This window comes from Planosporangium thailandense (genome assembly GCF_011947195.1).
In the GTDB taxonomy this organism is placed as follows: Bacteria; Actinomycetota; Actinomycetes; order Mycobacteriales; family Micromonosporaceae; genus Planosporangium; species Planosporangium thailandense.
In genome coordinates this window covers 73,387-95,134 of sequence record NZ_JAATVY010000016.1, presented here as the reverse complement: position 1 = coordinate 95,134, position 21,748 = coordinate 73,387, and the positions used below count along the sequence as shown (strand labels likewise).

The window sequence follows — 21,748 nt, the reverse complement described above, 5'->3', positions numbered from 1 at the left end:
ACAGCTCGACGGGAGCCGCTCATGACGGGTATCGGTCCACTGGAGTTCCTGGTCTTCGCGTTTCCGGGCGAGGAGCTGCCGGATCGGATCGCGGCCGTGCTGTACGCCGTCGAGCGCGGCGGCGACGTCCGGGTCGTCGACGCGCTCGCGGTGGCGAAGGACCGCGACGGCCGGGTTCGCAGCGCGGAGCTCGTGGACGTGCCCGCCGTGGCCGGCCTGGGCGTCGAGCGCGGCTTCGCCGAGCCGGGTGTGTGCCTGATCGACGCCGCCGACGTCGACGAGGTCGGCCAGGCGCTGGACGCCGGCACCGTCGCGCTCGCCGTGCTGGTCGAGCACGCCTGGGCGCGTCAGGCCGACGCCGTCGTGCGTGAGCAGGGCGGCGCGCTGGTCGGCGCGGTGCGGATCCCCGAGGCGTACGTGGCCGAGGCGCGTGCCAGCCGGGACGTGCCCGGCCACCGCGTCCATTGACCCTTGACCGATTGTTGCCCTTGTGACGAGGAGGAAGCCCATGGCGACCCGTCGACGCGGAGCGCCGCTGCTGCGCGGCGCCCTCAGTGTCGGGCTGGCGCACCGCAGAGCGGAGGAGGCCGTCGCGGCGTTGTCGGCCGGCTGGCTGGCGCGCACGCCGTCGCGTCCGGTGCCGGTGAGCCCGATCTCCACGCCGCCGTCGCTCGCGGACGGCGGCGACGATGTGGTCGTCCAGCTGAGCCAACTGGTGGATCTGGCCGAGCGGGGTGTGCTGACAGCACCGGAGTTCGCGGCCGCGAAAGCCCGTGTACTGCGCCACGAGCAGTGGTGGTGAGCGCGTACGGCCCGCGCGCCGCGGTCCACGCCCCCGGGCGTCGCGGCGGCGACCCGACCGGGCTCGCTGGCGGACCGTGGCGTACCGCGTGCGGCAGGAGCGGGCGGCGTTGTCGGCCGGTGAGCCGCCCGGCGGGTGAACATGCTCCCTGTCGCGGCCCGCCTGGCGAGCCTGCTGCGGCGGCCACCTCCCTCGGGTACGCGGGTCGGACCATGACGGTACCGATCGTCTCGGCGGCCGGGGTGACCGTACGTCACCTGTGTGGGGTGGTCGCTTCGGCCCGCGTCCGGAGCCGGGCCTTCGTCCGGCGGAGCGAGGCGCGCTCACCCCGGTCCGGCGGATGATAGGCGCGCTCGCAACCACCACTGCCGAGCGCGTCGCGCCTGCTCCGGGGCGCGCGGCGGGGAGCGTGTGCGCTTCACCTTCGAGGGGTGAAGACGGATCACCTCGGGTCCCTAAAGAATTCCCGGCGTGTTGCGCATCAACGTGCGGGGGGACCGCTGGGTGAACGACAGGTTTGGCGGTGACGGCCGGGGGCGGTGGCACCCGGCCGGCCGCTGGGGTGGCCGACCGGGCGAGCGCGTCCGCGTACCGGCGGCGACCGGTGGGGGCCGGCATGGTCTCTGAGAGCCGGCCGGAGCCGACCGTCGCGGTCATCGACGCGATCCCGCCCAGCACACTCGAGTCCCTGCTACCACGGCCGCCCGTGCCGCAGCCGCCACCGAACCTCGTGGAGCGGCCGCGCCTGTTCGAGCTGCTCGACCAGGCCGGCGAGCATCCGCTGACCATCGTGTCCGCGCCGGCCGGGTGGGGCAAGACGACGCTGCTGGCGGCGTGGGTACGCGCCGGCCGCGCGCCCGGCCCGGTGGCCTGGATGACCGCTGAGGCCGCGCGCTCGGGGGAGTTCTGGGAGCAGTTCGCCGCAGCGCTGTCCACGGTCGAGCCGTTCGCCCGGCGGGCCGACAGCCGCGCCGCCATCATCGACGAGATCGGCACCGCGCTCGAGGCGCCCGGACCGATCGTCGTCGTGGTCGTCGACGACGCGCACGAGGTCACCGACGCGCAGGTGTGGACCGAACTGGAGGCGGTGCTCGGCCGCGCCTCGTCGCGGTTGCGGCTCGTGCTCGGCTGCCGCGCCGATCCGGCGCTCCCGCTGTACCGGTGGCGGATGCGCGGCGCGGTCACCGAGGTCCGCGGCCCGCAGCTGGCGTTCTCGCTGGGCGAGACCGGACAGCTGCTCGCCGCGCACGGGGTGCGGCTGGCGGAGCCGGCGCTGGTGAGCCTGCACGCCATGACCGAAGGGTGGGCCGCCGGCCTGCGCCTGGCGGCCCTCGCGCTCGCCGACCACCCCGACCCGGACAGCCTGGTACCCGAGTTCGCGGTGCACGACCGGGCGCTCGGCGAGTACCTGATGGGTGAGGTGCTCGGCAAGCTGCCCGGCGACGTCCGGGAGGTGCTGCTGGTCACGTCGATCCTGGAGCAGGTGCGCCCGGAGCTGGCACAGGCGTTGACCGGGCGGCCCGACTGCGACCGGATCCTGGCCTCGCTGGAGCAGGCCAACCTGCTGGCCGTCCACGGCACCGGCAGCCGTGGCTGGTACCGCTGCCACCCGTTGTTCGGCCTCATGCTCTACAACGAGGTGCGCCAGCGGCGGCCCGAGCAGCTGCCGGAGCTGCACCGGAGGGCGGCCGAGTGGTACTTCGCGCACGACCTGCCGGCCGACGCGATCCGGCACGCGCTCGCGGCGGGCGAGTGGGCGCAGGCCGTCGCGGTCGTCGACGCCAGCTGGCACGAGCTCGTACCGGGTGCCCGCGTGCGTACCCTGAAAGAGATCGTGCCGGCGCCGCCGCAGCAGGTCCAGCACGACCCGAGGCTCGCGCTGGCGTTCGCCGCGGAGCGCCTCGACGCCAGCGATCCGCGGGCGACAGAGGCGTTTCTGCACCTGGTGGACCGGTCGGCGTACGCGGGCGCCGACGAGTCCACGCGCGACCGGCTCCGCCCGATCGTCACCGCGTTCCGGGTGGCGGAGGCGCACCTGTCGGGCGACCAGGAGCTCGTCCTCACGACGGCGCCCCTGCTGTTGCAGGAGGAGGTGCCGCTGTCCGAAGGGGACAGCCATCAGGTACGCGCGCTCGCGCTCACGGCGATGGGCGGCGCGCGGCTGAGCCAGGGCGACCTGCAGGCGGCCGAGCCGCCGCTGGAGGAGGGGCTCGTGCATGCCCGGCGGTCAGGGGTGGCTCAGGTGCAGATCGCGTCCCTTCGCCAGCTTGCCGCGCTCAGCGCGATGCGGGGCCGGCTCAACCTCGCCGTACGGTACGCCAAGGAGGCGGTGAGCCTGGCCGACCAGCACGGGCTGACCCAGGGCGCCGACCTGGTCTGGACGCTGCTGGTCCTCGCCGACGTCTGCTACCAGCAGAACCGGCTCCGCCCGGCCGTGTACTACCTGGAGCGCGCGGTCAACAGCGGCGGCCTCGTCGAGCCGGGCATGGTCGCCTCGGCGGCGATCGTGCGGTCCCGCCTGCAGGCCGCCAACGGCGACGTGGCGGGCGCGGCCGGTGAGCTGTCGGCGGTGCGTCGGCAGTTGATCGACTGCCAGATCTCCGGTCTGTTGTGGCACTGGTTGACCCTGGCGGAGGCGGAGCTGCACGTGCAGGCGGGCGAGCCGGCCGCGGCGAAGCGGCTGCTGGGCGTACCGCCGCCGGAGCCGCTGTCGCTGTGGTACACGCTGGTCCAGGCGAAGGTGCACCTGGCCGAGCGGCGGCCGTCGCCGGCGGCGTCCGCGGTCGTGGCGCACCTCGAGCCCGGTGGCGTCTCACTGCTGTGGACGATCGAGGCCAACCTGACGTACGCGCGGGCGATGCGGGCGCTCGGCGACCGGACGAAGGCCGGACGGTCGGTGGAGCAGGCGCTGCGCCTCGCGGACGAGGAGGGGATCCGGCGCCCCTTCCTGGAGGGCGGGCACGCGGTACGGGAGCTGCTCACCACGTACGTGCCGGCCGGCAGCAGCTACCGCGGCCTGGCCGACGACCTCGCCGGTGATCTGGCGCAGGGCGCGGCCCGGCACAACACCGCGGCGAGCCGGCTGCCGGAGCCGTTGACCGAGCGGGAGCTGACGGTCCTGCGGTACCTGCAGAGCATGCTGTCGGCCGCCGAGATCGCGTCGATGCTGTGCGTGTCCGTCAACACCGTGAAGACACACATGAAGAGCATCTACCGCAAGCTCGGCGCCGGCCGGCGCCGCGAGGTCATCCAGCGGGCGCGCGAGCTGAATCTGTTGTGACGCCGGAGGGATGCGCGGATGCGCGTCAGCGCTGGCGCGCATCCGGCCACCGGCCGGAGATCGCACCGATGATGGGTGGCGCCGGCCGCTTCGTCGCGGTCGTGGGCGCGACCGGCGGACTGTCGGGGGCCGCCTGCTGCGGTGAGCTCGGCAGCGCGCGCGGTGCGGTGTCGCCGCGTGAGACGGCGGCGCGGGCGTCGGGCACGACCGCCGTACCGGTGACGACCGCAGCGGCACCGGTCGCGACCGGGTCGGCAGGCCGCGGATCGTCGTCGGTCAGCGGCGGGCCCAGGACGAGAGTGGTGTCGGCGGCGGGCACCTCGTGGCGCGGCCGGTACCGGATCCGGATGCCGGCGCCGACGGGACCGGCCCGGCCGGGACCGACCATGGCGGGCGGATGCCGGCAGGTGACGGCCCGACCGGCCGGGGTGGCGCGCCCCGCCCCGGCACCGGTGGACCCGCGGGCCATGCTCGCGGCGGCTCCGGCCGGGGTCGCGGTGAGGGCGAAGATGATGACGACGTCGAACGAGATCATGAGTAGCGCCCAGGCGGGGAGCGCGGCCAGCACGCCGAGCTGGCTGAGGGCGTGCACGCAGACCACGGACAGGGCGGCCGGCCGCACCCGGATCGTCACGACCGACAGCCACATTCCCAGCGCCAGCAGCAGCGCGCCGAGCATCAGGGTGACCCGCGCCCAGCCGGCCAGGCCGAGCAGCAGGAGCCGGTCGGGGTCGACGTGCACCGCGCGCCGGTCGTAGAGCGCGACGAGACCTTCCGCCACGTTGAACGCCCCCATGAGGGCGAGCATCGCGGCGCTGAACCTCCTCCACTCCGCCCATCCGCTGTAACCCATGGCAACCTTTCGGCAGGCAACCTTTCGGTGGGCAGCCGCGAACGCGCCGGCCCGGCGTTAACCGGACCGGCGCGCTCGTACCCCCCGGACAGTAAAGTCAAGCGGTGTGCCGGCCGCGCGGCGATCGCGGCCGGCACACCAACGGAGGTCCGTCCAGCGGCGTGGACCCTGCGGCGAGTGCGACAACACCGGCCGCCATCGGCAAGGGTCGGTGCTGTGCGGATACCGGAGCAGGGTGGCCCGCGTGCTCGCGCCCACCGCGAACCGATGTCCGGGTCTCCACTGCCGCCATGAACGCCTCCACCCCCGGCACTCCGTCGTGCCTTGCTGATATGCAACGCCATCGCGGGGTGAGTGACCATCACCCTCGCCGGGTGAAATTCGATGCCGCCGCTTACGGCGACGCTGTCGCCTGGGCGGCGAGCATGCACGCGTCGTCGTACGGGTTGCTGCGGTGTAGACGGTCCAGAATGGACGGCAGTTGGTCGTCGGCCGGCGCGGCCAGGCCTTCGCCCACCCTTTCGGCGAGGTCGCGGACGCCTTCGTCGATGCCCCGGCCGCGCTGCTCGATCAGGCCGTCGGTGTACATGAGCACCAGGTCGCCCGGGTGCAGCCGGGCCGAGGCGTGCTCGTACCCGGTGGTGGGGTCGACGCCCAGCAGCATGCCGGTCGGCTCGTACCGGGTGTCCACCCGCCCGCGGCCGGCCAGCATGATGGGCGGGTGGCCGGCGCGCGCCCACGTCAGCTCGCCGGTGCGCGGGCGGTAGCGGGCCACCACGGCGGTCGCGGTCGCCCAGCCGCCCTGCCGGCACAGCAGCAGGTTGAGCGCGGACAGCACTTCACCCGGCTCGTGGCCGGCGAGCGCGTACGCCGTCGCGGCATGGCGCAGCGCCACCATCGGCGGGGCGGCGGCGAGTCCGTGCCCCACGACGTCGCCGACGGCGAACACGACGTCGCCGTCGGCGACCGGCAGGGCGAGGTACCAGTCGCCGCCCACCTCGGTGGTGTCGTCGGCGGCGAGGTAGCGCACCGCCACGCGCATCCCGGCCAGCTCCGTGACCGCCGTCGGGACCGGCAGGATCACCTGTTGCAGCTGGCCGTTGATCTCGCGTTGCTGTGCCAACGCGCGCTGTTGCGCCACGACCGTGCGGTGGCTGACGAGCAGCCGGTCGCGGACCCGGTTGAGCTCGGTGAGGTCGTTGACGACCGCGTACAGGGTCTGGTGCGCGCGGTGCAGTTCGAAGGTCGCGCGGATCGGCCGGGACCGGTCCGCCGCGCGCATCAGGTACTCGATGTCGACGGGCGCGCCGTCGTAGAAGAGCCGGTCGACGGCGGCCACGACCCGTCCGCGGTCGCCGGGCGCGGCGAGGTTGAGAAAGCCCGGTAGCGCCAGCGCTCCGTCGTCCTGCCGCCGGCCGGTCAGCCGGTACAGCCGCTCGGACCACTCGACGTGGTCGGTGTCCAGGTGCCAGGCTCCCCAGCCGAGCCCCTGGTCCGCCGTACCCGGGCCGGGGTCGATCGCCACCGCGCTGTGCGCACCGGCGCGGATCTCATCCATCGCACCTCCCGTGCTCGGTCCGCCTGACAGACCATGGTTGGCGCGGTGTGGTGACCCCGGCTCCCCCGAACCGGGTGATGTTCGGCTGTTTCCCCTGTTGCCGCAGTAGTCCACCCGAACCGGGTGGTCCCGGCTCGCGCGAACGCGCCCGAATACCGTCCGTTCGGTCGAGCCAGGGTCGACCGGACGGACGAGCCGGCCGGCTTCAGATCAGCCCCACCTCCTGGGCCCGGCGGATGGCGTCGCGGCGCCGGCCGACGCCGAGCTTGCGGTACACGTTCTTGACGTGGGTCTTGACCGTGTTCGCGGACACGCACAGCATCGACGCGATCTCCGGGTTGGACATCGTGCTGCGCAGGTGACGCAGAACGATGAGCTCCCGCTCGGTGAGAGGCTCGATCCCGGACGGCCGGGGCGCCGGCCGTCCGCCGGGTTCGTCGACGGCGACGCCGGTGAGGTCGGTGATGAGGGGCGCGTAGCCGACGCCGGCCGTCAGCTGGGCCACCAGCAGGTCGTGTACGAGCGCGGCGTTCACGGCGAACGGCTGCCGCAGCCCCTCGGCGTTGGCGATGCGCAGCGACCGCTCCAGGAAGTGCGACGCGGCGTCGTGGTTGCCGAGGCAGCGGAGAGCCTGGGCGTGCAGAAGGCACGCTTCGGCCGAGCGCAGCGACGCACCGGCGGGGCTCACGGCGTACCGGCTGATCGCCGCCATCGCCGCCGTCGCGTCGCCGGCGGTCAGGTGCAGGCGGGCGCGGACGATCGCGGTCCACGCCGCGAACGGCGCCGCCGTCGTGGCGGCGTCGATCAGCCGTCCGGCCTCCCGCTCATCGCCGAGCGCCAGCCGCAGCTCGGCCTCCATGAGCGCCAGGACGGCGCTGAACATCGGCGGCAGGCCGTGGGCGTCCACGTCGAGGCGGCCGGTGACGATCGTTTCCAGGCCGCGCAGGGGCTCGCCCCGCAGGTGGTGGAGGCGGGCCTGGACCGTCGCGGTGAACGTCCGGATGGCGGCGTCCGGGTGTTCCGGGCCGGCCATGTTCTGGTCGAGGTGGTAGGCGGCCTCGTCGACGCGGCCGCGCAGCAGGCTGGCGCTGCCGAGGATGAGCCGGGCCCAGTCGACCTCGCTGGCCTGGGTCAGTCCGGCGCGCGACACCACGCCGAGCAGAGCCTGGCAGGCGTGGACCGCCGCGCCGAGGCGCCCCCGGGCGAGGTCGATGAGCGCCTGCTGGCGCAGGGCGGCGAGGTGTCCGCGGGGTGAGCCGCTGCGCCGCGCCAGCGGCAGCGCCTCGCGCAGGGCGGCCTCCGCGGCGTCGGCGCGGCCGAGGGCGAACGAGGCGTCCGCGGTCGCGGTCAGAGCCATCGCCCGTACCTCGTCGACCACGGCGGCCGGTGCCCCGCGCACGCCGTCGAGCAACCGGTCGGCGAGGGTGAGCGTGCGCTCGGGGTCCCACGAGGCGCGGGCCTGGGCCAGGAGCGCGGCGCTCAGGATGGGCGACACCGACTCGTCGACGTGCGGGCTCTCCTCGGCGCGGCGCAGGAACGCCCGCATCCCGTCGAGGTCGCCGGCCTCGTGGTGGGCCACCGCGAAGGCCAGCGCCAACCGGGTGTCGGCGTGGACCGCCTCGGGTGGCGCGGGTATGGCCGCGGCCGGGCTGGCGTGGCCGCTTCCGGTCAGCAGCTCCCGCCAGTGCCGGACGAGCAGGACGCTCGCGCCGTCCCAGTCGCCGGCGGCGAGCGCGTGCCGCAGCGCCTCGGCCGGCATCCCGTTGCGGGACAGCCAGGCGGCGGCGGCGGTGTGCAGCGCGGCGATCCGGTCCGGCGCCTGCCGGACGAGTTCCGCGCGCATCGCCCGGCGCAGCAGGTGTCGGTACCGGTACCAGCCGTGCGACCCGCCGCAGTAGACGACGAACGCGTTCGCCTGCTCCAGGTCGCCCAGGATCCGGGCGCCGTCGCGCCGGCCGGTCACCGCCTCGACGAGTCCGGGGCAGACGTAGTCCAGGACGGAGGTGCACAGCAGCAGCTCGCGCGCGTCGTCGCCGAGCAGGCGCAGCACTTCCCGGTCGAAGTAGTCGATGAAGGCGTGGTCGCCGACGCCCAGCTCGTCGACGACGCGGTCCGGCTCGCCGTGCCACGACATGGCCCGGGCCGCGAGGGTCAGGCCGGCTGCCCAGCCTTCGGTGACGGCCAGCAGCTTGCGGACAGTGGGGCGCGGTACGTCGAGCCCGTGGCGGCGAAGCAGGTCCTCCGCCTCGCCAGGGCGAAACGACAGCTGCTCGGTGCGTAGCTCGGCGAGCTGTCCGGTCAGGCGCCACCGGTACAGCGGCAGCTGTGGTTCGCTGCGGGTCAGCAGGACCACGCGCAGGCGGGACCCGCCGTGGTGCAGCAGCCGCTCGACGTTGGCCAGGACGGCCCGGTCGGTGACGTGGTGGAAATCGTCGAGGACGAGTACGGCCGGCGCGTCGCCCGGATCGTCGGTGCGGTCGTGCTCGGCGCTGTCGCCCCGGACGTGGACGCCGACCCGGCCGAGCGCGGCCACGATCTGGTGCCAGCCGCGGAACCCGTCGGCGGGACCGAGTCCGACCCACGCCACCGGGCCCGTGGCCCGGTCGGTGCGGGCCCAGGAGCTGAGCAGGACGCTCTTGCCGGACCCCGCCGGCGCCACGACCACGGTGATCGGGCTGCGCAGCGCGAGGTCGAGCCGGTCGAGCAGGTGGGGGCGGGGTACGTAGGTCGCCGGCAGCTCGGGGGGCAGGTACCGGGATGTCGGCTGCGGCCAGCGGGTATGGTCGCCCGGCGCGTCGGGGGGTTTCGGGACGATCCCCTTGCGCCGGCCGATCGGCGTACCCGAGTCGCGGTGGGACCGGCCCACCCTCGTCGCGCCGAGGCGGCGCGGTGCGGGTAGGTCCGATCCGGCTAATGGGGCCTCATTCGTGGAACGGCGGCCGTCCGGTCCCGTTCCCACGCGTGTCGCGGATATCGGCCCCCACCTCCCTCCAATGGCACTGGCTCACCCCATACCCGTCGTCAGGGCGTGGGTACGGAGTGTTCTCGGCCCGCGTTTCTTGCCACCGTGGCCGGGCTTAAACGTCGTCGAGCGGCCATGAATGCGCGGCGCCCGCGGGCGGCCTCCATTTCGTCGCCATCCCAGCGGGCGGGTACGCACGTTTCACCATCGACGCCTGGCTACAGAAGGTATTTGTCGCGGTAACAATCCGCAGCATGAGTACCGGAAATTCTGCCCATCCGCGCAAAAGGGGAGACGGTCGCGCCGGAGCGTGATCCGGGTGCTCCGCGTCGGGGCCTGCTCGCGGGTCCGATGTATCGCCGGGCCGGCTGGGATGCGGGTGGCTGCGACAACACTCCGTGCGAATGGTGCTACCCGAAAGTAGGGCTTAGGCCGCGCGCCATGGTTACCCACGTACCGGGAGACAGTCGCGGATCATTACTCAGAGAGGCGTCGCGGAGCGCAGGGTCTTTTCCGACATTCCCGATAGCGGGCGCCACACTTCGCGGCCGGTCGTCTCACATACCCACCCGCCAACCCTCCCGTTTCACAAGTTCCTCAGATGGCGGAAAAGGACGTTGGGGCGCCGGACGTTTTGTGTGGGCGATGCCCCGACCGTCGTCGGGCGGCTGTTTCCGGCCGCCGACGACCGCCCATTCCGCCAGTGGGCAGCGCCATTCCGACAGCGGCCGGCCGCCCATTCCGGCAGCGTATGGCCGACCATTTCGCCGGCCCGTCGGCGACCGTCCCGTCAGCGCCCGGACGACCATTTCGCCGGCCCGCGGCCGGCCGCTCGGCCATGCGCCGCGCCCGGTCCGCCGACGCGCTCGTGGCGCGGCTGACCGCGGACCCAAACGAACGTTAAGCTGTCAGGTGTGGTCGACGACGCCTTCCCCATGGATCCGGTGAGCCTGTGAACGTCCACTCCCACGTCGAGCGCATCCTGCCGACCGATGAGGCGGCGGCGCTGCTCGACCTGACCCGCGACATCGCCGATGCCGAACTGGCGCCGTGCGCGGACGACTTCGAAGCGCGCGGTGAGTTCCCGCGCGAACTGCTGCGCGTGCTCGGCCGCACCGGCCTCCTCGGCCTGCCGTACCCGGAGGAGTACGGCGGCGGCGCCCAGCCGTACGAGGTGTACCTGCAGGTGCTCGAGGAGCTGGCCCGCCGGTGGCTGGCCGTCGCCGAGGCGGTTTCCGTACACACCCTCGCGTGTTACCCGATCGCTGCCTACGGCTCGGACGCCCAGCGCAAGCGGTTCCTGCCCGACATGGTCGGCGGTGAGCTGCTGGGTGCGTACTGCCTGTCCGAGCCCGCGGGCGGCTCCGACGCCGCGGCGATGACCACCAAGGCCGTCCGCGAGGACGACCACTACGTCGTGACCGGTACGAAAGCGTGGATCACCCACGCGGGCCAGGCCGACTTCTACAACATCTTCTGCCGTACCGGCGGGCCGGGCGCGGGCGGCATCTCCTGCCTGCTCGCCGATGCCGTGACGCCGGGGATCGAGCCGCAGGCGCGGGAGCGCACGATGGGCCTGCGCGCCTCGCCGGTCGCCCAGATCGTGTTCGACGCCGCACGAGTGCCCGCCGACCGCCTCGTCAGCGAGGAGAACCGGGGCTTCCGCATCGCCATGAGCGCCCTCGACGGCGGGCGGCTCGGGATCGCGGCGTGCGCGGTGGGCCTCGCCCAGTCGGCGCTGGACTACGCCGTGGCCTACGCGCGCGAGCGGGAGCAGTTCGGCCGCCCGATCGCACAGTTCCAGGGCATCGGCTTCCTGCTGGCCGACATGGCGACGCAGGTCTCGGCGGCCCGCGCGCTCGTGCTCGCCGCCGCGCGGCTGCGCGACGCCGGCCGCCCGTACAGCGTCGAGGCGGCCAAGGCGAAGCTGTTCGCCACCGATATGGCCATGCGGGTCACCACCGACGCCGTGCAGGTGCTCGGCGGGTACGGCTACGTGAGCGACCACCCGGTCGAGCGGTACATGCGGGAAGCCAAGGTGCTGCAGATCGTCGAGGGCACCAACCAGATCCAGCGACTGGTGATCTCGCGCTCGGTGACCAAACCGTGAGGCGGCCGACGGGGTGGGCAGTGTAGTTTTCCCCGCGTGGAAGAGACCGATCGGGCCATTCTGAGCGCGCTCGCCGACGACGGCAGGCAGTCGTACACCGACCTCGCCGAGAAGGTGGGGCTGTCGGTGTCGGCCGTGCACCAACGGGTGCGCCGGCTCGAGCAGCGCGGCGTCATCCGGGGGTACGCGGCCCGGTTGGACCACGAGGCGCTGGGCCTGCCGCTGACCGCGTTCGTGGCCATCCGGCCGATCGACCCGTCGCAGCCCGACGACGCGCCGGAGCGGCTGGCCGACCTGCCCGAGATCGAGGCGTGCTACTCGGTGGCGGGCGACGACTTCTACCTGCTGCTGGTCCGCGTCGCGAGCCCGGCCGATCTCGAGCGGCTGCTCCAGGAGATCCGCAAGGCCGCGAACGTGGCGACCCGCACCACGGTGGTGCTGTCCACCCCGTACGAGGGCCGCCCGCCGCAGATCAGGTGACGGGCGCGTTCCAGCGCTGGATCACCTGCTGCTCGCGTTCGAAGCCGAGGGCGGACAGCGTCGCGGTGTCCAGTCGCAGCAGCGCGCCGGCCGACGGCGGCAGCCCCACCCAGCGGGCGCCGACGACCCGCAGGCAGTGGCCGTGGCCGACCAGGGCCACGTCGCCGTCGGCGAGCAGCGGTCGTACCCGGGTCAGGAGGCGGTCGATCCTGGCGCCGATCTGCTCCGGTGACTCGCCGCCGGGGCATCCGTCGGTCCACAGCGTCCACCCGGGCCGGGACCGGCGGATCTCTTCGGTGGTGACCCCCTCGTACTCGCCGTAGTTCCACTCCGCGAGGTCGTCGTCGACCGCGGTGACGGCGAGCCCGGCGAGGTCGGCGGTCCGCAACGCCCGCCGCCGCGGACTGGAGATCACCGCGACGAACCGCCGGCCGGCGATGGCCTTTTCGACCGCCTTCGCCTGGCGCTCGCCCTCCGCGGTCAGCGCCAGGTCGGTGTAGGAGGTGTGCCGGTGTGCCTTGCTCCACTCGGTCTGGCCGTGGCGGATGAGGACGATCTCTGCCATCCGGTAATCATGCGCCCGGGCACTCCGGCGGAGTCCGGCGGCACCGACGGATTACTGTCGCTGCCGTGTGCCGCGATGTGACCACCGTGCAGACCGCAAGGCTCGTGCTGCGCCGATGGCGATCCGACGACGTGGCGGTGATGGCCGAGATCAACGCCGATCCCGAGGTGATGCGGTGGATCGGCGACGGTGCGGTCTCCGACCACGACCGGACGGCGGCCGGCATCACCGCGTGCGAGCGGGAGTGGGATGAGCACGGCTTCGGGCTGTTCGCCGTCGAGGTCCGTCGCACCGGCGAACTGGCGGGCTTCACCGGCCTGGCGGTTCCCACGTTCCTGCCGGAGATCATGCCGGCCGTCGAGATCGGCTGGCGGCTGGGCCGGCGGCACTGGGGACAGGGGTACGCCACCGAGGCGGCCCGGGCGGCGCTGCGCTTCGCCTTCCTCGAGCGGGGGCTGGACCGCATCGTGAGCGTGCACCAGGTCGGTAACGTCGCCTCGGAGCGCGTGATGCGGAAGCTCGGCATGAGCCTCGACCGGGAGACGGTCCAGCCGTCGTGCGGCCGTGCGGTCCGGGTGTACGCGCTCAGCCGCGACGAGTACGTACGGCAGGGCCCGGCAGCGAGCGCCTAGGAGTCTGCCCCCGCTCCGACGGTCAGCGCCCGGCTCCGGCGGTGACCGCGTCGAAGTGCGCGACGACGCCGCGCGCCGCGTCCACGGCCTCCGCAGCCTCGTCCGTGACCGGCACCGCCCGCTCCGCGACGTGCCGCACATGCCGGTCGACCGCCTCGGCGAGCCGCCGCCAGCGCGTCGCCTGCGGCTCGTCGGCTGCCAGGGCGTCCCGTAGCGCCTGCAGGTTGTCCAGGCCGACACCCCTCACGTCCGCGGCCCGCGCGAGGATCATTCCGATCACCGCGACGAGGTCGTCGTGGTGCCCGCCGAGCCACCGCCGTACCCGGTAGATCCGGCCGAGGTCGGGCCAGCGCTTGCGGGCGGCCTGCCGGGTGCTGCCGCTGGTGGTCCCGAGGTCGGCGAGGCTGGCGCCCAGCCAGACGGCGTCCGCGGCCTCCGCCGCGGTGAACTCGGCGGCCGCCCGTTCGACCAGGGCGCTCGCGACCTGGGCTGCGCGTACCCGCATCAGCTGGTCGCGGCGCTGCCGGTACTCGTCGTCGGCGTCGCCGGTGCGGGGGATGGGCTGGAGCTCGCCGATGCCCGGGTGGGCGGCCAGCCGCTGCGTCAGCTGCTCCATGAGGTCGCGGGCCAGGTGGCGGAGCTCGGCGCGGTCGGCGGCGGGCAGCGCGCCGGTGAGAGGGTCCACGTACACGCTCCTTCGACAACCAGGGGTTCACAGCCTATCGGTCGGCGTGAACCAGAAGTTGACACAGCTCACCGCTAGAGTCGGTTTCATGAGCGGGGGAGTGCTGGTCCTGTGGGATGTCGACCACACGCTGGTGGATGCGGCCGGACTGGGGCACAGGGCCTTCCAGGCCGCGTTCCGGCAGGTGTTCGGCCGCGACTTCGGGTACGTGCCGCCGATGGCCGGGCGTACCGACCGGGCGATCGCCATCGACCTGTTGATCGGCAACGGCGTGCCGGAGCCGGACGGCTACCTGGAGGAGTTCCGGGCGGCGGCCGAGAAGGCGCTCGCCGAGCTGGAGGGGCTGCTGCGCACGGAGGGCAGGGCGCTGCCGGGCGCGGCGGCGGCGCTCACGGCCCTCGCTGAGACCGCGGCGGTCCAGACGCTGCTCACCGGCAACATCCGCGCCTTCGCCGCGGCGAAGATGCGCGCGTTCGGCCTCTCGGAGCACCTGGACCTGGACATCGGCGCGTACGGGTGGGCGCATCCGGTGCGGGCGCACCTGGTCGACCTGGCCCGGTCGGCGGCGCGTGCCCGGCACGGCCGGGCGTTCGGCGGTCGGGCGACGGTACTCGTAGGGGACACCCCGCGCGACGTGGAGGCGGCCCTCGCCACCGGCGCGTCGGTGGTCGCGGTCGCGACCGGCAGCTACACCACCACAGAGCTGCGCGCGGCCGGGGCGCACCGCGTCCTGGCGAGCCTCGCCGACACGCAGGCGGTGCTCGCCGCCATCGCCGAGGTGGCCGTCGCCCCTACCGACCATACCTAGCATCCTAGGACGCCTTAGCGGTCGTGACCTTGATCTCCGGAACGGGCAACGGGCATCGATAGCCGGCTATTCTCGCCGCCATGTCTGACCGGTGGGCGAGGGTATGGTTCGGCGCGACGGCGCTGGTCGGCTTCGCCGCGGTCGCGGTCCAGCTCGGCCTGTACGGCTCACACCCGGTTCCGCACTTCGGCTCGGCCGCCGCCCGGACCGTCAACGAGCTGTTCTTCTTCACGATCGAGTCGAACCTGCTCGTCGCGGTGACGGCGCTGCTGCTGGCGATCCGGCGCGACCGCGCCTCGACGGCGTTCGGCGTGCTGTGGCGGGCGGCGATCGTCGGGATCGTGATCACCGCGGTCGTGTACCACGTGGTGCTGGCCCGGCTGGCGCACCTCACGGGCTGGTGGGTGGTGACCGACCTGTTCCTGCACACCGTGGTGCCCGTACTGGCGGTCGCCGGCTGGGTGTTCGCGGGCCCGCGGCGGCTTGCCTCGTGGCGGACGGCGCTGCTGTCGCTGGTGTACCCGGCGCTGTTCCTGGCGGTCACGTTGATCCGGGGCCGGCTGATCGACTGGTACCCGTATCCGTTCCTCGACGTCGCCCACCTCGGATACGCTCGCGTCCTGCTCAACTCGCTGGTGATCGCGGTCCTGTTCGTGCTCGTCGCGCTGGGCGTGAACGGGGTGGACCGGTGGCTGGCGCGCCGGGGGAGAGGGACGGCCGGGGACGAGGTGGCGCCCTACCGGGAGCTGAAGACGTCGGCGAGGTAGGCGGCCGGGTCATCGGTGTGTCGCGCCCAGGCCCGCGCCTCGTGCGCGATGACGAACCCGTGTCCTGGTTGTGTGGCCGGCAGCACGTCGGCGGCGTGCTCGAGCGCGGCCGCGACCAGGCTCGAGCGCGGAACGGGGTCATGGGCGGCGATGCCGTAGACCTTCAGACTCCACCCGGCGATCTCACGAACCCCCAGGGGCGCGGTCGGACGCGATGGCAGCGGCATGGCAGGACCCTACCGGCAGAGCGTGGTTCGCAAGATCCTGCCGATGTCCGTGTTGTCGAGGTGTCAGCGGCCGGCAGACCTCAGCAACGCGGACCCGGGCACGATCATGGGACAGCCCGGACGGGCGCTCCGACCTACAACCTAGCGTCCTAGGACGCCCTGAGCGGATGTGGCTACCGCCACATCACACGAAAACGCCGCTACGCGGCGGATCTCCCGGTTTTCCCACGCGCCCGGTCGACCGTGGGCAAAAAGAATCGGTGCGGCCCCGACACTCGGGGCCGCACCGATTCCTGACGGCGGGGTGAGGGTCAGACGGCTACCGTCGCCTCCTGCTTGCGCCACCACTTCTGGCCGGACTCGGGGAGGGTGTCGATCGGGTCGTAGTAGGGGTACCGGCGCGACAGCGCCTCGGCGTCGTCGGCCTCGATCGAGGTGCGGTAGTTCTTGGTCCAGTACGAGATGCCGTGCTCGCGGTCGTACTCGGTGAGCATGTGGACCCAGCGTTTGCCCACGAACGGCACGTCGCACACGATCCGCGGGGTGGCGTAGCCGGGCAGGTAGCCCATGATGTCGTGCTGGAGCTGCTGGGCTTGCCAGACGGCGACGCGCCAGTGCTCGGCGTTGGGGATCATGTCGCACATGTAGAAGTAGTACGGCAGGATGCCGGCCTCGCCTTGCAGGGCGAAGCACAGGTCGAGCAGGTCGGCGGAGGTGGCGTTGACGCCCCGCATGAGGACGCCCTGGTTGCGGACATCGCGGACGCCGACTTCGAGGGCGGTCTGCGCGGCCTTCGCGACCAGGGGCGTCAGGGAGTTGGCGTGGTTGACGTGGGTGTGGATGGCGAGGTTGACGCCGCGGCGGGCGGCGGTGCGGGCGACGCGCTCCATGCCTTCGACGACGTCGGGCTGCAGCCAGTGCTGGGGGAGGCCCATGAGGGCTTTGGTGGCCAGGCGGATGTCGCGGATGGTCTCGATGTCGAGCAGGCGCATGAGGAACGACTCGAGGTTCTTCCACGGCACGTTGGCGACGTCGCCACCGGAGACGACGACGTCGCGGACGCCGGGGTGGGTCTTCAAGTAGGCGATCATGCCTTCGTAGCGGTCCACCGGCTTCAATGTCAGCTTGAGCTTGTCGACGGTCGGGGTGGAGTTGCCGACGAGGTCCATGCGGGTGCAGTGGCCGCAGTACTGGGGGCAGGTGGGGAGCAGCTCGGCGAGGACCTTGGTGGGGTAGCGGTGGGTGAGTCCTTCGGCGACCCACATGTCGTGCTCGTGGAGTGAGTCGCGGGTGGCGTAGGGGTGGGACGGCCAGTCGGGGCGCCGGTCGGAGGCGACGGGGATCATGTAGCGGCGGACCGGGTCGGCGTAGAGCGCCTCGGTGGTGGGTGCCTCGTGCGGGACCATCGTGTTGAGCATCTGCGGTGGTACCAGCATGGACATGGTGGCGTGCTGTTGCTGGTCTTCGGCGAGGTCGGCGTAGAAGCGCTCGTCGATGAGGTCGCCGAGGACGGCGCGGAGCTGTTTGAGGTTCTTGACGCAGTTGGCGCGTTGCCACTGCGCGGACTCCCACTGCTCGCGGGTGACGTGGCGCCAACCGGGCAGTCGCGTCCAGTCCGGTTCGACCAGCTCGCGGCGCTGGTACTGGTAGGGCTGGCCGGTCTCGTTCACGGCGGGCTCCTTCACGACGACGTCGACAACACGATGACGATGAAAATATCCGGCAGATAGACTAACCTGCCATAGGATTTGTCGTCATCACCCGTATCAAACGTAGGAGTTTTCATGACCTCGCCCGTCGGGTTGCATCGGGTACTCGCCCCGCACGGTGTGTTGCCCCAGGCCGCGCAGCGGCTGGACAACCGGCCGGAGATCGGCGCCGACGAGGTGCGGGTCCAGGTTGAGCGGCTCAACCTGGACGCGGCGAGCTTCCGCCAGCTGGCCACCAAGCACGGCGGCGACGGCGCGGCGGTGCGGGCCGAAGTGCTGGGGATCATCGAGGCGCGGGGCAAGATGCACAACCCGGTGACCGGCTCCGGCGGGATGCTCATCGGCACCGTCGACGCGGTCGGCCCGGCCTCGACGCTGGGGCTGAAGGTCGGCGACCGGGTCGCGACGCTCGTGTCGCTGACCCTGACCCCGCTCGCGGTGACCGACGGACTGGCGCGCTGGGACGGCCTGAGCGAGCAGGTCCCCTGCGACGGGCATGCCATCCTGTTCGGCCGGTCGATCGCGGCGGTGCTGCCCGATGACCTTCCGGCGGAGCTCGCCCTGGCCGTGTTCGACGTGTGCGGCGCGCCGGCGCTCACCGACCGGGTCGTACGCCGCTACGACAGTCCGAGGGTCGCCGTCATCGGCGGTGCGGGCAAGAGCGGGTCGCTGTCCCTGGCAGCCGCGCGGCGCGCCGGCGCCCGTACCGTCGGGGTGGTCCCCACGGCCGCGGAGCGCGACCTGCTGTCGCACGCCGGCGTGGCGGACGCGGTGGCCCTCGCCGACGCCCGCGACCCGGTCGCGCTGAGCACGGCCGTGAGCGAGAGTCTCGGCGGCCCGGCGGACGTGACGGTCGTCTGCGTCGACGTGCCCGGCTGTGAGCACGGGGCGATCCTGTCGACCGCCGAAGGCGGCACCGTGATCTTCTTCTCGATGGCCACGTCGTTCCCGGCCGCGGCGCTCGGCGCGGAGGGCCTGGCGGCGGACGTGACGATGCTGATCGGCAACGGGTACGCGCCGGGGCACGCCGACTTCGCGCTGGACCTGCTGCGCGGTGAGCCGGCGGTGCGCGGTCTGTTCGAGGCGCGGCTTTCGGCAGACTGAGGCCATGACTCCCGCCACCCTTTACCGCAACGGCCGGATCTACAGCGCCTCGGTCCCCGCTTCGACCGCCCTTCTCGTCACCGACGAGGGCCGGGTCGGCTGGCTGGGCGCCGACGACGCCGCTCCCGCCGCCGACCGGGTCGTCGACGTGGGCGGCGCGCTGATCGCGCCGGCGTTCGTCGACGCGCACGTGCACACTCTCGACACCGGGATCACGCTGCTGGGTCTGGACCTGGCCGGTACCCGGTCCCGGGAGGACGTGCTGGATTCGGTCGCGCGGTACGTGGCGGACCTGCCGGGCGACGCGGTGGTGGTGGGGCACGGCTGGGACGAGTCGGGCTGGGCCGACCAGCGGCCGCCGACCGCGGCCGAGCTGGACCGGGCCGCCGGCGGCCGGGCGGTGTACCTGTCGCAGGCGTCGGTGCACTCGGCCCTCGTGTCGTCGCCGCTGCTGGCGCGGGTGTCGCCGGACGAGCCGGGTTACGCGGCCGACGGGTGGCTGCGGCGCAGTGCGCACCACGTGGTGCGGGCCGTCGCCCACGGGTCGGTCACCGCGGCTCAGCGGCGCCGGGCGCAGGAGGCCGCGCTGCGGCACGCCGCGAGCCTGGGGATCGCGGCGGTGCACGAGTGCGGCGGGCCGGGAACCTCCGACGAGGAGGGGTTCCAGGCGCTGCTGGCGACCGCGCGCGAGGGTGGCCTGCCGGAGGTGTACGGGTACTGGGGTGAGCTGGGCGCGGCGGCGAAGGCCCGCGAGTTGGGCGCGGTCGGGGCCGGTGGGGATCTGTACGCCGACGGGGCGCTCGGTTCGCACACGGCGCACCTGCGGGAGCCGTACCTGGACGCGGACACGTCCGGGCACGGGTACGTGACGGCCGAGCAGGTGGCCGACCATCTGGTGGGCTGTGTGCGCGCGGGCGTGCAGGGCGGGTTCCACGCCATCGGTGACGCGGCTATCGCGACGGTCCTCGACGGGTTCGCGCAGGCCGCGGCGGTCGTCGGGCTCGACGCGTTGCGGGCCGGGCGGCACCGCATCGAGCATCTGGAGATCCTCGACCGGGAGCTGATCCGCGGCCTGGTCGAGTACGGGGTGACGGCGAGCATGCAGCCGGCGTTCGACCGGCTGTGGGGCGGTGAGCACGGCATGTACGCCCAGCGCCTCGGCGTGGCGCGGTCCCTTGCGGCCAACCCCCTCGGTGCGCTGGCCGGGGTCGGGGTGGCGCTGGCGTTCGGCTCCGATTCGCCGGTGACGCCGTTGGACCCGTGGGGGACGATCCGGGCGGCGATGTGCCACCACAACCCGGTGTACCGGGTGAGCGCGCGGACGGCGTTCGCGGCGCACACGCGGGGCGGGTGGCGGGCGGTCGGCCGGGACGACGACGGGCGGTTGGCGCCGGGGACGGCGGCGACGTTCGCGGTGTGGGACGTGACCGGGTCGCTGGACGGCGGTCTGCCCGCGCTCAGGGAGGACGACCCGCTGCCGATGTGCCGGCGTACGGTGCTGCGCGGCGAGGTGATCTACGACGTGGAGGACGCGTGAGCGGAAAACTCGACCTGGACCCGGTGGTGGTGCGCCGGGCGCGGCGACTGGCCCAGAAGGCCGGCCGGCCGGTGGTGGACCTGGCGCGTAGCCACACGACGATGTCGGTGGAGCGGGCCGTGCTGCGGTTGGCCGGGGTGACCGGGGCGGACGCCGACGGCATCCCGTGGGTCAACCGCCTCGTCGACGCGGTGGTCGCCGACGTCGGGCTGGGCCACGGGGCGGCGCTGCCGGTCTTCGACGCGCTGGCCCGGGAAGGCCTCGACGACGTGACGTTGCTGGCGCAGAAGGCGGCGGCGGGGTCGGTGCGGTTCGAGGTGCCGGCCGGGAAGGCGGCCACGGCCGCGAAGCGGGCGTCCCGGCGGGCGGTCGCGGCGGGCATCCGGCGTATCGACCGGCGCCGCGCCGAACGCGACCGGTTGATCAAGCGCCACGGGGATCCGGCGATTGGTCTCGGTCGCGGCGCGGCGTCAGACGCGCCGAGCGAGACTGATCGTAAGCGGCCGTGGATCTACATCATCGTGGCGACCGGCGACATCTACGAGGACATTCCGCAGGCGCAGGCGGCGGCGCGGGAGGGCGCCGACATCATCGCGGTGATCCGGTCGACCGGACAGTCCCTGTTGGACTACGTGCCGGAGGGCGCGACGCGTGAGGGGTTCGCCGGCACGTACGCCACGCAGGAGAACTTCCGGCTGATGCGGGCGGCGCTCGACGAGTCGTCCAGGGAGCTGGGCCGCTACATCCGGCTGACCAACTACGCGTCCGGGCTGTGCATGCCCGAGATCGCGACCCTGGCCGGCCTGGAGCGGCTGGACATGATGCTCAACGACTCGATGTACGGGATCCTGTTCCGCGACATCAACCCGATCCGGACCTTCGTCGACCAGCGGTTCTCGCGGCAGATCCACGCCCGGGCCGGGATCATCATCAACACCGGCGAGGACAACTACCTGACCACCGCGGACGCGGTGGAGGCCGCGCACACGGTGACGGTGTCGCAGCTGCTCAACGAGTACTTCGCCCATGAGGCGGGGTTGGCGGACTGGCAGCTCGGGCTGGGTCACGCGTTCGAGATCAACCCGGATCTGCCGGAGTCGTTCCGCCTGGAGCTGGCGCACGCGCTGCTGGCGCGGGAGCTGTTCCCGGACGCGCCGCTGAAATGGATGCCGCCGACGAAGCACATGACCGGGGACGTGTTCCGCGGCAACCTGCTCGACGGGTTCTTCAACCTCGTCGGTGCGATGACCGGCCAGGGCATTCTGCTGGTGGGGATGATGACCGAGGCGGTGGTGACGCCGTGGCTGTCCGACCGGGACATCGCGCTGCAGAACGTGCGGTACGTGCTGAACGCCGCCGGTGGCCTGCGCGAGGACTTCGTGCCGGCGCCGGGCGGGTTCATCCAGTCGCGGGCGCGGCAGGTCCTCGGTGAGGCGGTGGAGCTGTTGGAGCGCATCGTCGACGACGGGCTGCTCAACGCGATTGCCGACGGCACGTTCGGGATCATGAAGCGCCCGGCGGACCGGGGCAAGGGCCTGGACGGGGTGGCGCGCCACGAGGCGGACTACTACAACCCGGCGACCGAGATCCTGGAGGCGGCAGCGTGAGGCACGCGCTTCCAAGATCCGGGCAAAGAGTCATTCTTTGCTGGCTCAGCACCGCGGATGAC

Annotated in this window: 18 protein-coding genes; 11 read left to right on the top strand and 7 right to left on the bottom strand. The window is 73.0% G+C overall.

Annotated features, from left to right (window positions below):
- Positions 1-21 precede the first annotated feature (21 nt).
- From HC031_RS20930 to HC031_RS20920, 3 genes are all read left to right on the top strand, one after another.
- Positions 22-468 carry a DUF6325 family protein gene (locus HC031_RS20930; RefSeq protein ID WP_167927067.1) on the top strand — a complete coding sequence of 149 codons (447 nt, stop codon included), beginning with the start codon at positions 22-24 and terminating at the stop codon, positions 466-468.
- 40 nt (positions 469-508) lie between these two features.
- Positions 509-802, top strand: coding sequence for a hypothetical protein (locus HC031_RS20925; RefSeq protein ID WP_167927066.1), 294 nt, complete (start codon positions 509-511; stop codon positions 800-802).
- 616 nt (positions 803-1,418) lie between these two features.
- Entirely contained in the window at positions 1,419-4,082 is a 2,664-nt protein-coding gene (locus HC031_RS20920; protein WP_205863016.1) for a winged helix-turn-helix domain-containing protein, read from the top strand.
- Between the two features lie 25 nt (positions 4,083-4,107).
- Here HC031_RS20920 and HC031_RS20915 read toward each other — a convergent pair whose 3' ends face one another.
- The 3 genes from HC031_RS20915 to HC031_RS34460 form a co-directional block, all read right to left on the bottom strand.
- Complete coding sequence (locus tag HC031_RS20915; protein ID WP_167927064.1) at positions 4,108-4,935, bottom strand: DUF7144 family membrane protein; 828 nt, start codon at positions 4,933-4,935, stop codon at positions 4,108-4,110.
- Positions 4,936-5,329: 394 nt separating this feature from the next.
- Positions 5,330-6,493 (bottom strand): PP2C family protein-serine/threonine phosphatase, encoded by a 1,164-nt coding sequence (locus HC031_RS20910; RefSeq protein ID WP_167927063.1) that lies wholly within the window; start codon positions 6,491-6,493, stop codon positions 5,330-5,332.
- Between the two features lie 205 nt (positions 6,494-6,698).
- The gene (locus HC031_RS34460) at positions 6,699-9,359 is read right to left on the bottom strand and encodes a winged helix-turn-helix domain-containing protein (protein WP_167927062.1); all 2,661 of its coding nucleotides are present in this window, start codon (positions 9,357-9,359) and stop codon (positions 6,699-6,701) included.
- Between the two features lie 1,048 nt (positions 9,360-10,407).
- Here HC031_RS34460 and HC031_RS20900 point away from each other — a divergent pair.
- On the top strand, positions 10,408-11,565 hold the full coding sequence (locus HC031_RS20900; protein WP_167927061.1) for an acyl-CoA dehydrogenase family protein: 1,158 nt from the start codon (positions 10,408-10,410) through the stop codon (positions 11,563-11,565).
- Between the two features lie 36 nt (positions 11,566-11,601).
- The gene (locus HC031_RS20895) at positions 11,602-12,045 is read left to right on the top strand and encodes a winged helix-turn-helix transcriptional regulator (protein WP_167927060.1); all 444 of its coding nucleotides are present in this window, start codon (positions 11,602-11,604) and stop codon (positions 12,043-12,045) included.
- On the opposite strand, the gene HC031_RS20890 is transcribed toward HC031_RS20895, so the two are convergent.
- Positions 12,038-12,610, bottom strand: a complete 573-nt coding sequence (locus HC031_RS20890) for a histidine phosphatase family protein (protein WP_167927059.1) — start codon at positions 12,608-12,610, stop codon at positions 12,038-12,040. The two genes, HC031_RS20895 and HC031_RS20890, sit on opposite strands and share 8 nt — an antisense overlap.
- A 65-nt stretch (positions 12,611-12,675) precedes the next feature.
- On the opposite strand from HC031_RS20890, the gene HC031_RS20885 reads away from it, so the two are divergent.
- Entirely contained in the window at positions 12,676-13,242 is a 567-nt protein-coding gene (locus HC031_RS20885; protein WP_338090762.1) for a GNAT family N-acetyltransferase, read from the top strand.
- Between the two features lie 22 nt (positions 13,243-13,264).
- Here HC031_RS20885 and HC031_RS20880 read toward each other — a convergent pair whose 3' ends face one another.
- Complete coding sequence (locus tag HC031_RS20880; RefSeq protein WP_167927058.1) at positions 13,265-13,927, bottom strand: hypothetical protein; 663 nt, start codon at positions 13,925-13,927, stop codon at positions 13,265-13,267.
- An 88-nt stretch (positions 13,928-14,015) separates the two neighbouring features.
- On the opposite strand from HC031_RS20880, the gene HC031_RS20875 reads away from it, so the two are divergent.
- Both HC031_RS20875 and HC031_RS20870 read left to right on the top strand, forming a co-directional pair.
- A complete protein-coding gene (locus tag HC031_RS20875) occupies positions 14,016-14,735 on the top strand; it encodes an HAD family hydrolase (RefSeq protein WP_167927057.1) in 720 nt (239 codons plus the stop codon).
- An 80-nt stretch (positions 14,736-14,815) separates the two neighbouring features.
- A complete protein-coding gene (locus tag HC031_RS20870) occupies positions 14,816-15,502 on the top strand; it encodes a Pr6Pr family membrane protein (RefSeq protein WP_167927056.1) in 687 nt (228 codons plus the stop codon).
- Here HC031_RS20870 and HC031_RS20865 read toward each other — a convergent pair.
- Both HC031_RS20865 and HC031_RS20860 read right to left on the bottom strand, forming a co-directional pair.
- Positions 15,472-15,729 (bottom strand): hypothetical protein, encoded by a 258-nt coding sequence (locus HC031_RS20865; RefSeq protein WP_167927055.1) that lies wholly within the window; start codon positions 15,727-15,729, stop codon positions 15,472-15,474. The two genes, HC031_RS20870 and HC031_RS20865, sit on opposite strands and share 31 nt — an antisense overlap.
- A 311-nt stretch (positions 15,730-16,040) precedes the next feature.
- Positions 16,041-17,414 carry a KamA family radical SAM protein gene (locus HC031_RS20860; RefSeq protein ID WP_420813658.1) on the bottom strand — a complete coding sequence of 458 codons (1,374 nt, stop codon included), beginning with the start codon at positions 17,412-17,414 and terminating at the stop codon, positions 16,041-16,043.
- Between the two features lie 99 nt (positions 17,415-17,513).
- On the opposite strand from HC031_RS20860, the gene kdd reads away from it, so the two are divergent.
- The 3 genes from kdd to kamD are packed head-to-tail and all read left to right on the top strand — an operon-like array spanning position 17,514 to position 21,686.
- A complete protein-coding gene (gene kdd / locus HC031_RS20855; RefSeq protein WP_167927053.1) occupies positions 17,514-18,542 on the top strand; it encodes an L-erythro-3,5-diaminohexanoate dehydrogenase in 1,029 nt (342 codons plus the stop codon).
- Positions 18,543-18,546: 4 nt separating this feature from the next.
- Positions 18,547-20,079 carry an amidohydrolase gene (locus tag HC031_RS20850; RefSeq protein ID WP_167927052.1) on the top strand — a complete coding sequence of 511 codons (1,533 nt, stop codon included), beginning with the start codon at positions 18,547-18,549 and terminating at the stop codon, positions 20,077-20,079.
- Positions 20,076-21,686, top strand: a complete 1,611-nt coding sequence (gene kamD / locus HC031_RS20845) for a lysine 5,6-aminomutase subunit alpha (protein WP_167927051.1) — start codon at positions 20,076-20,078, stop codon at positions 21,684-21,686. The genes HC031_RS20850 and kamD overlap by 4 nt, the downstream gene beginning before the upstream one ends.
- The last annotated feature ends 62 nt before the right edge of the window (positions 21,687-21,748 follow it).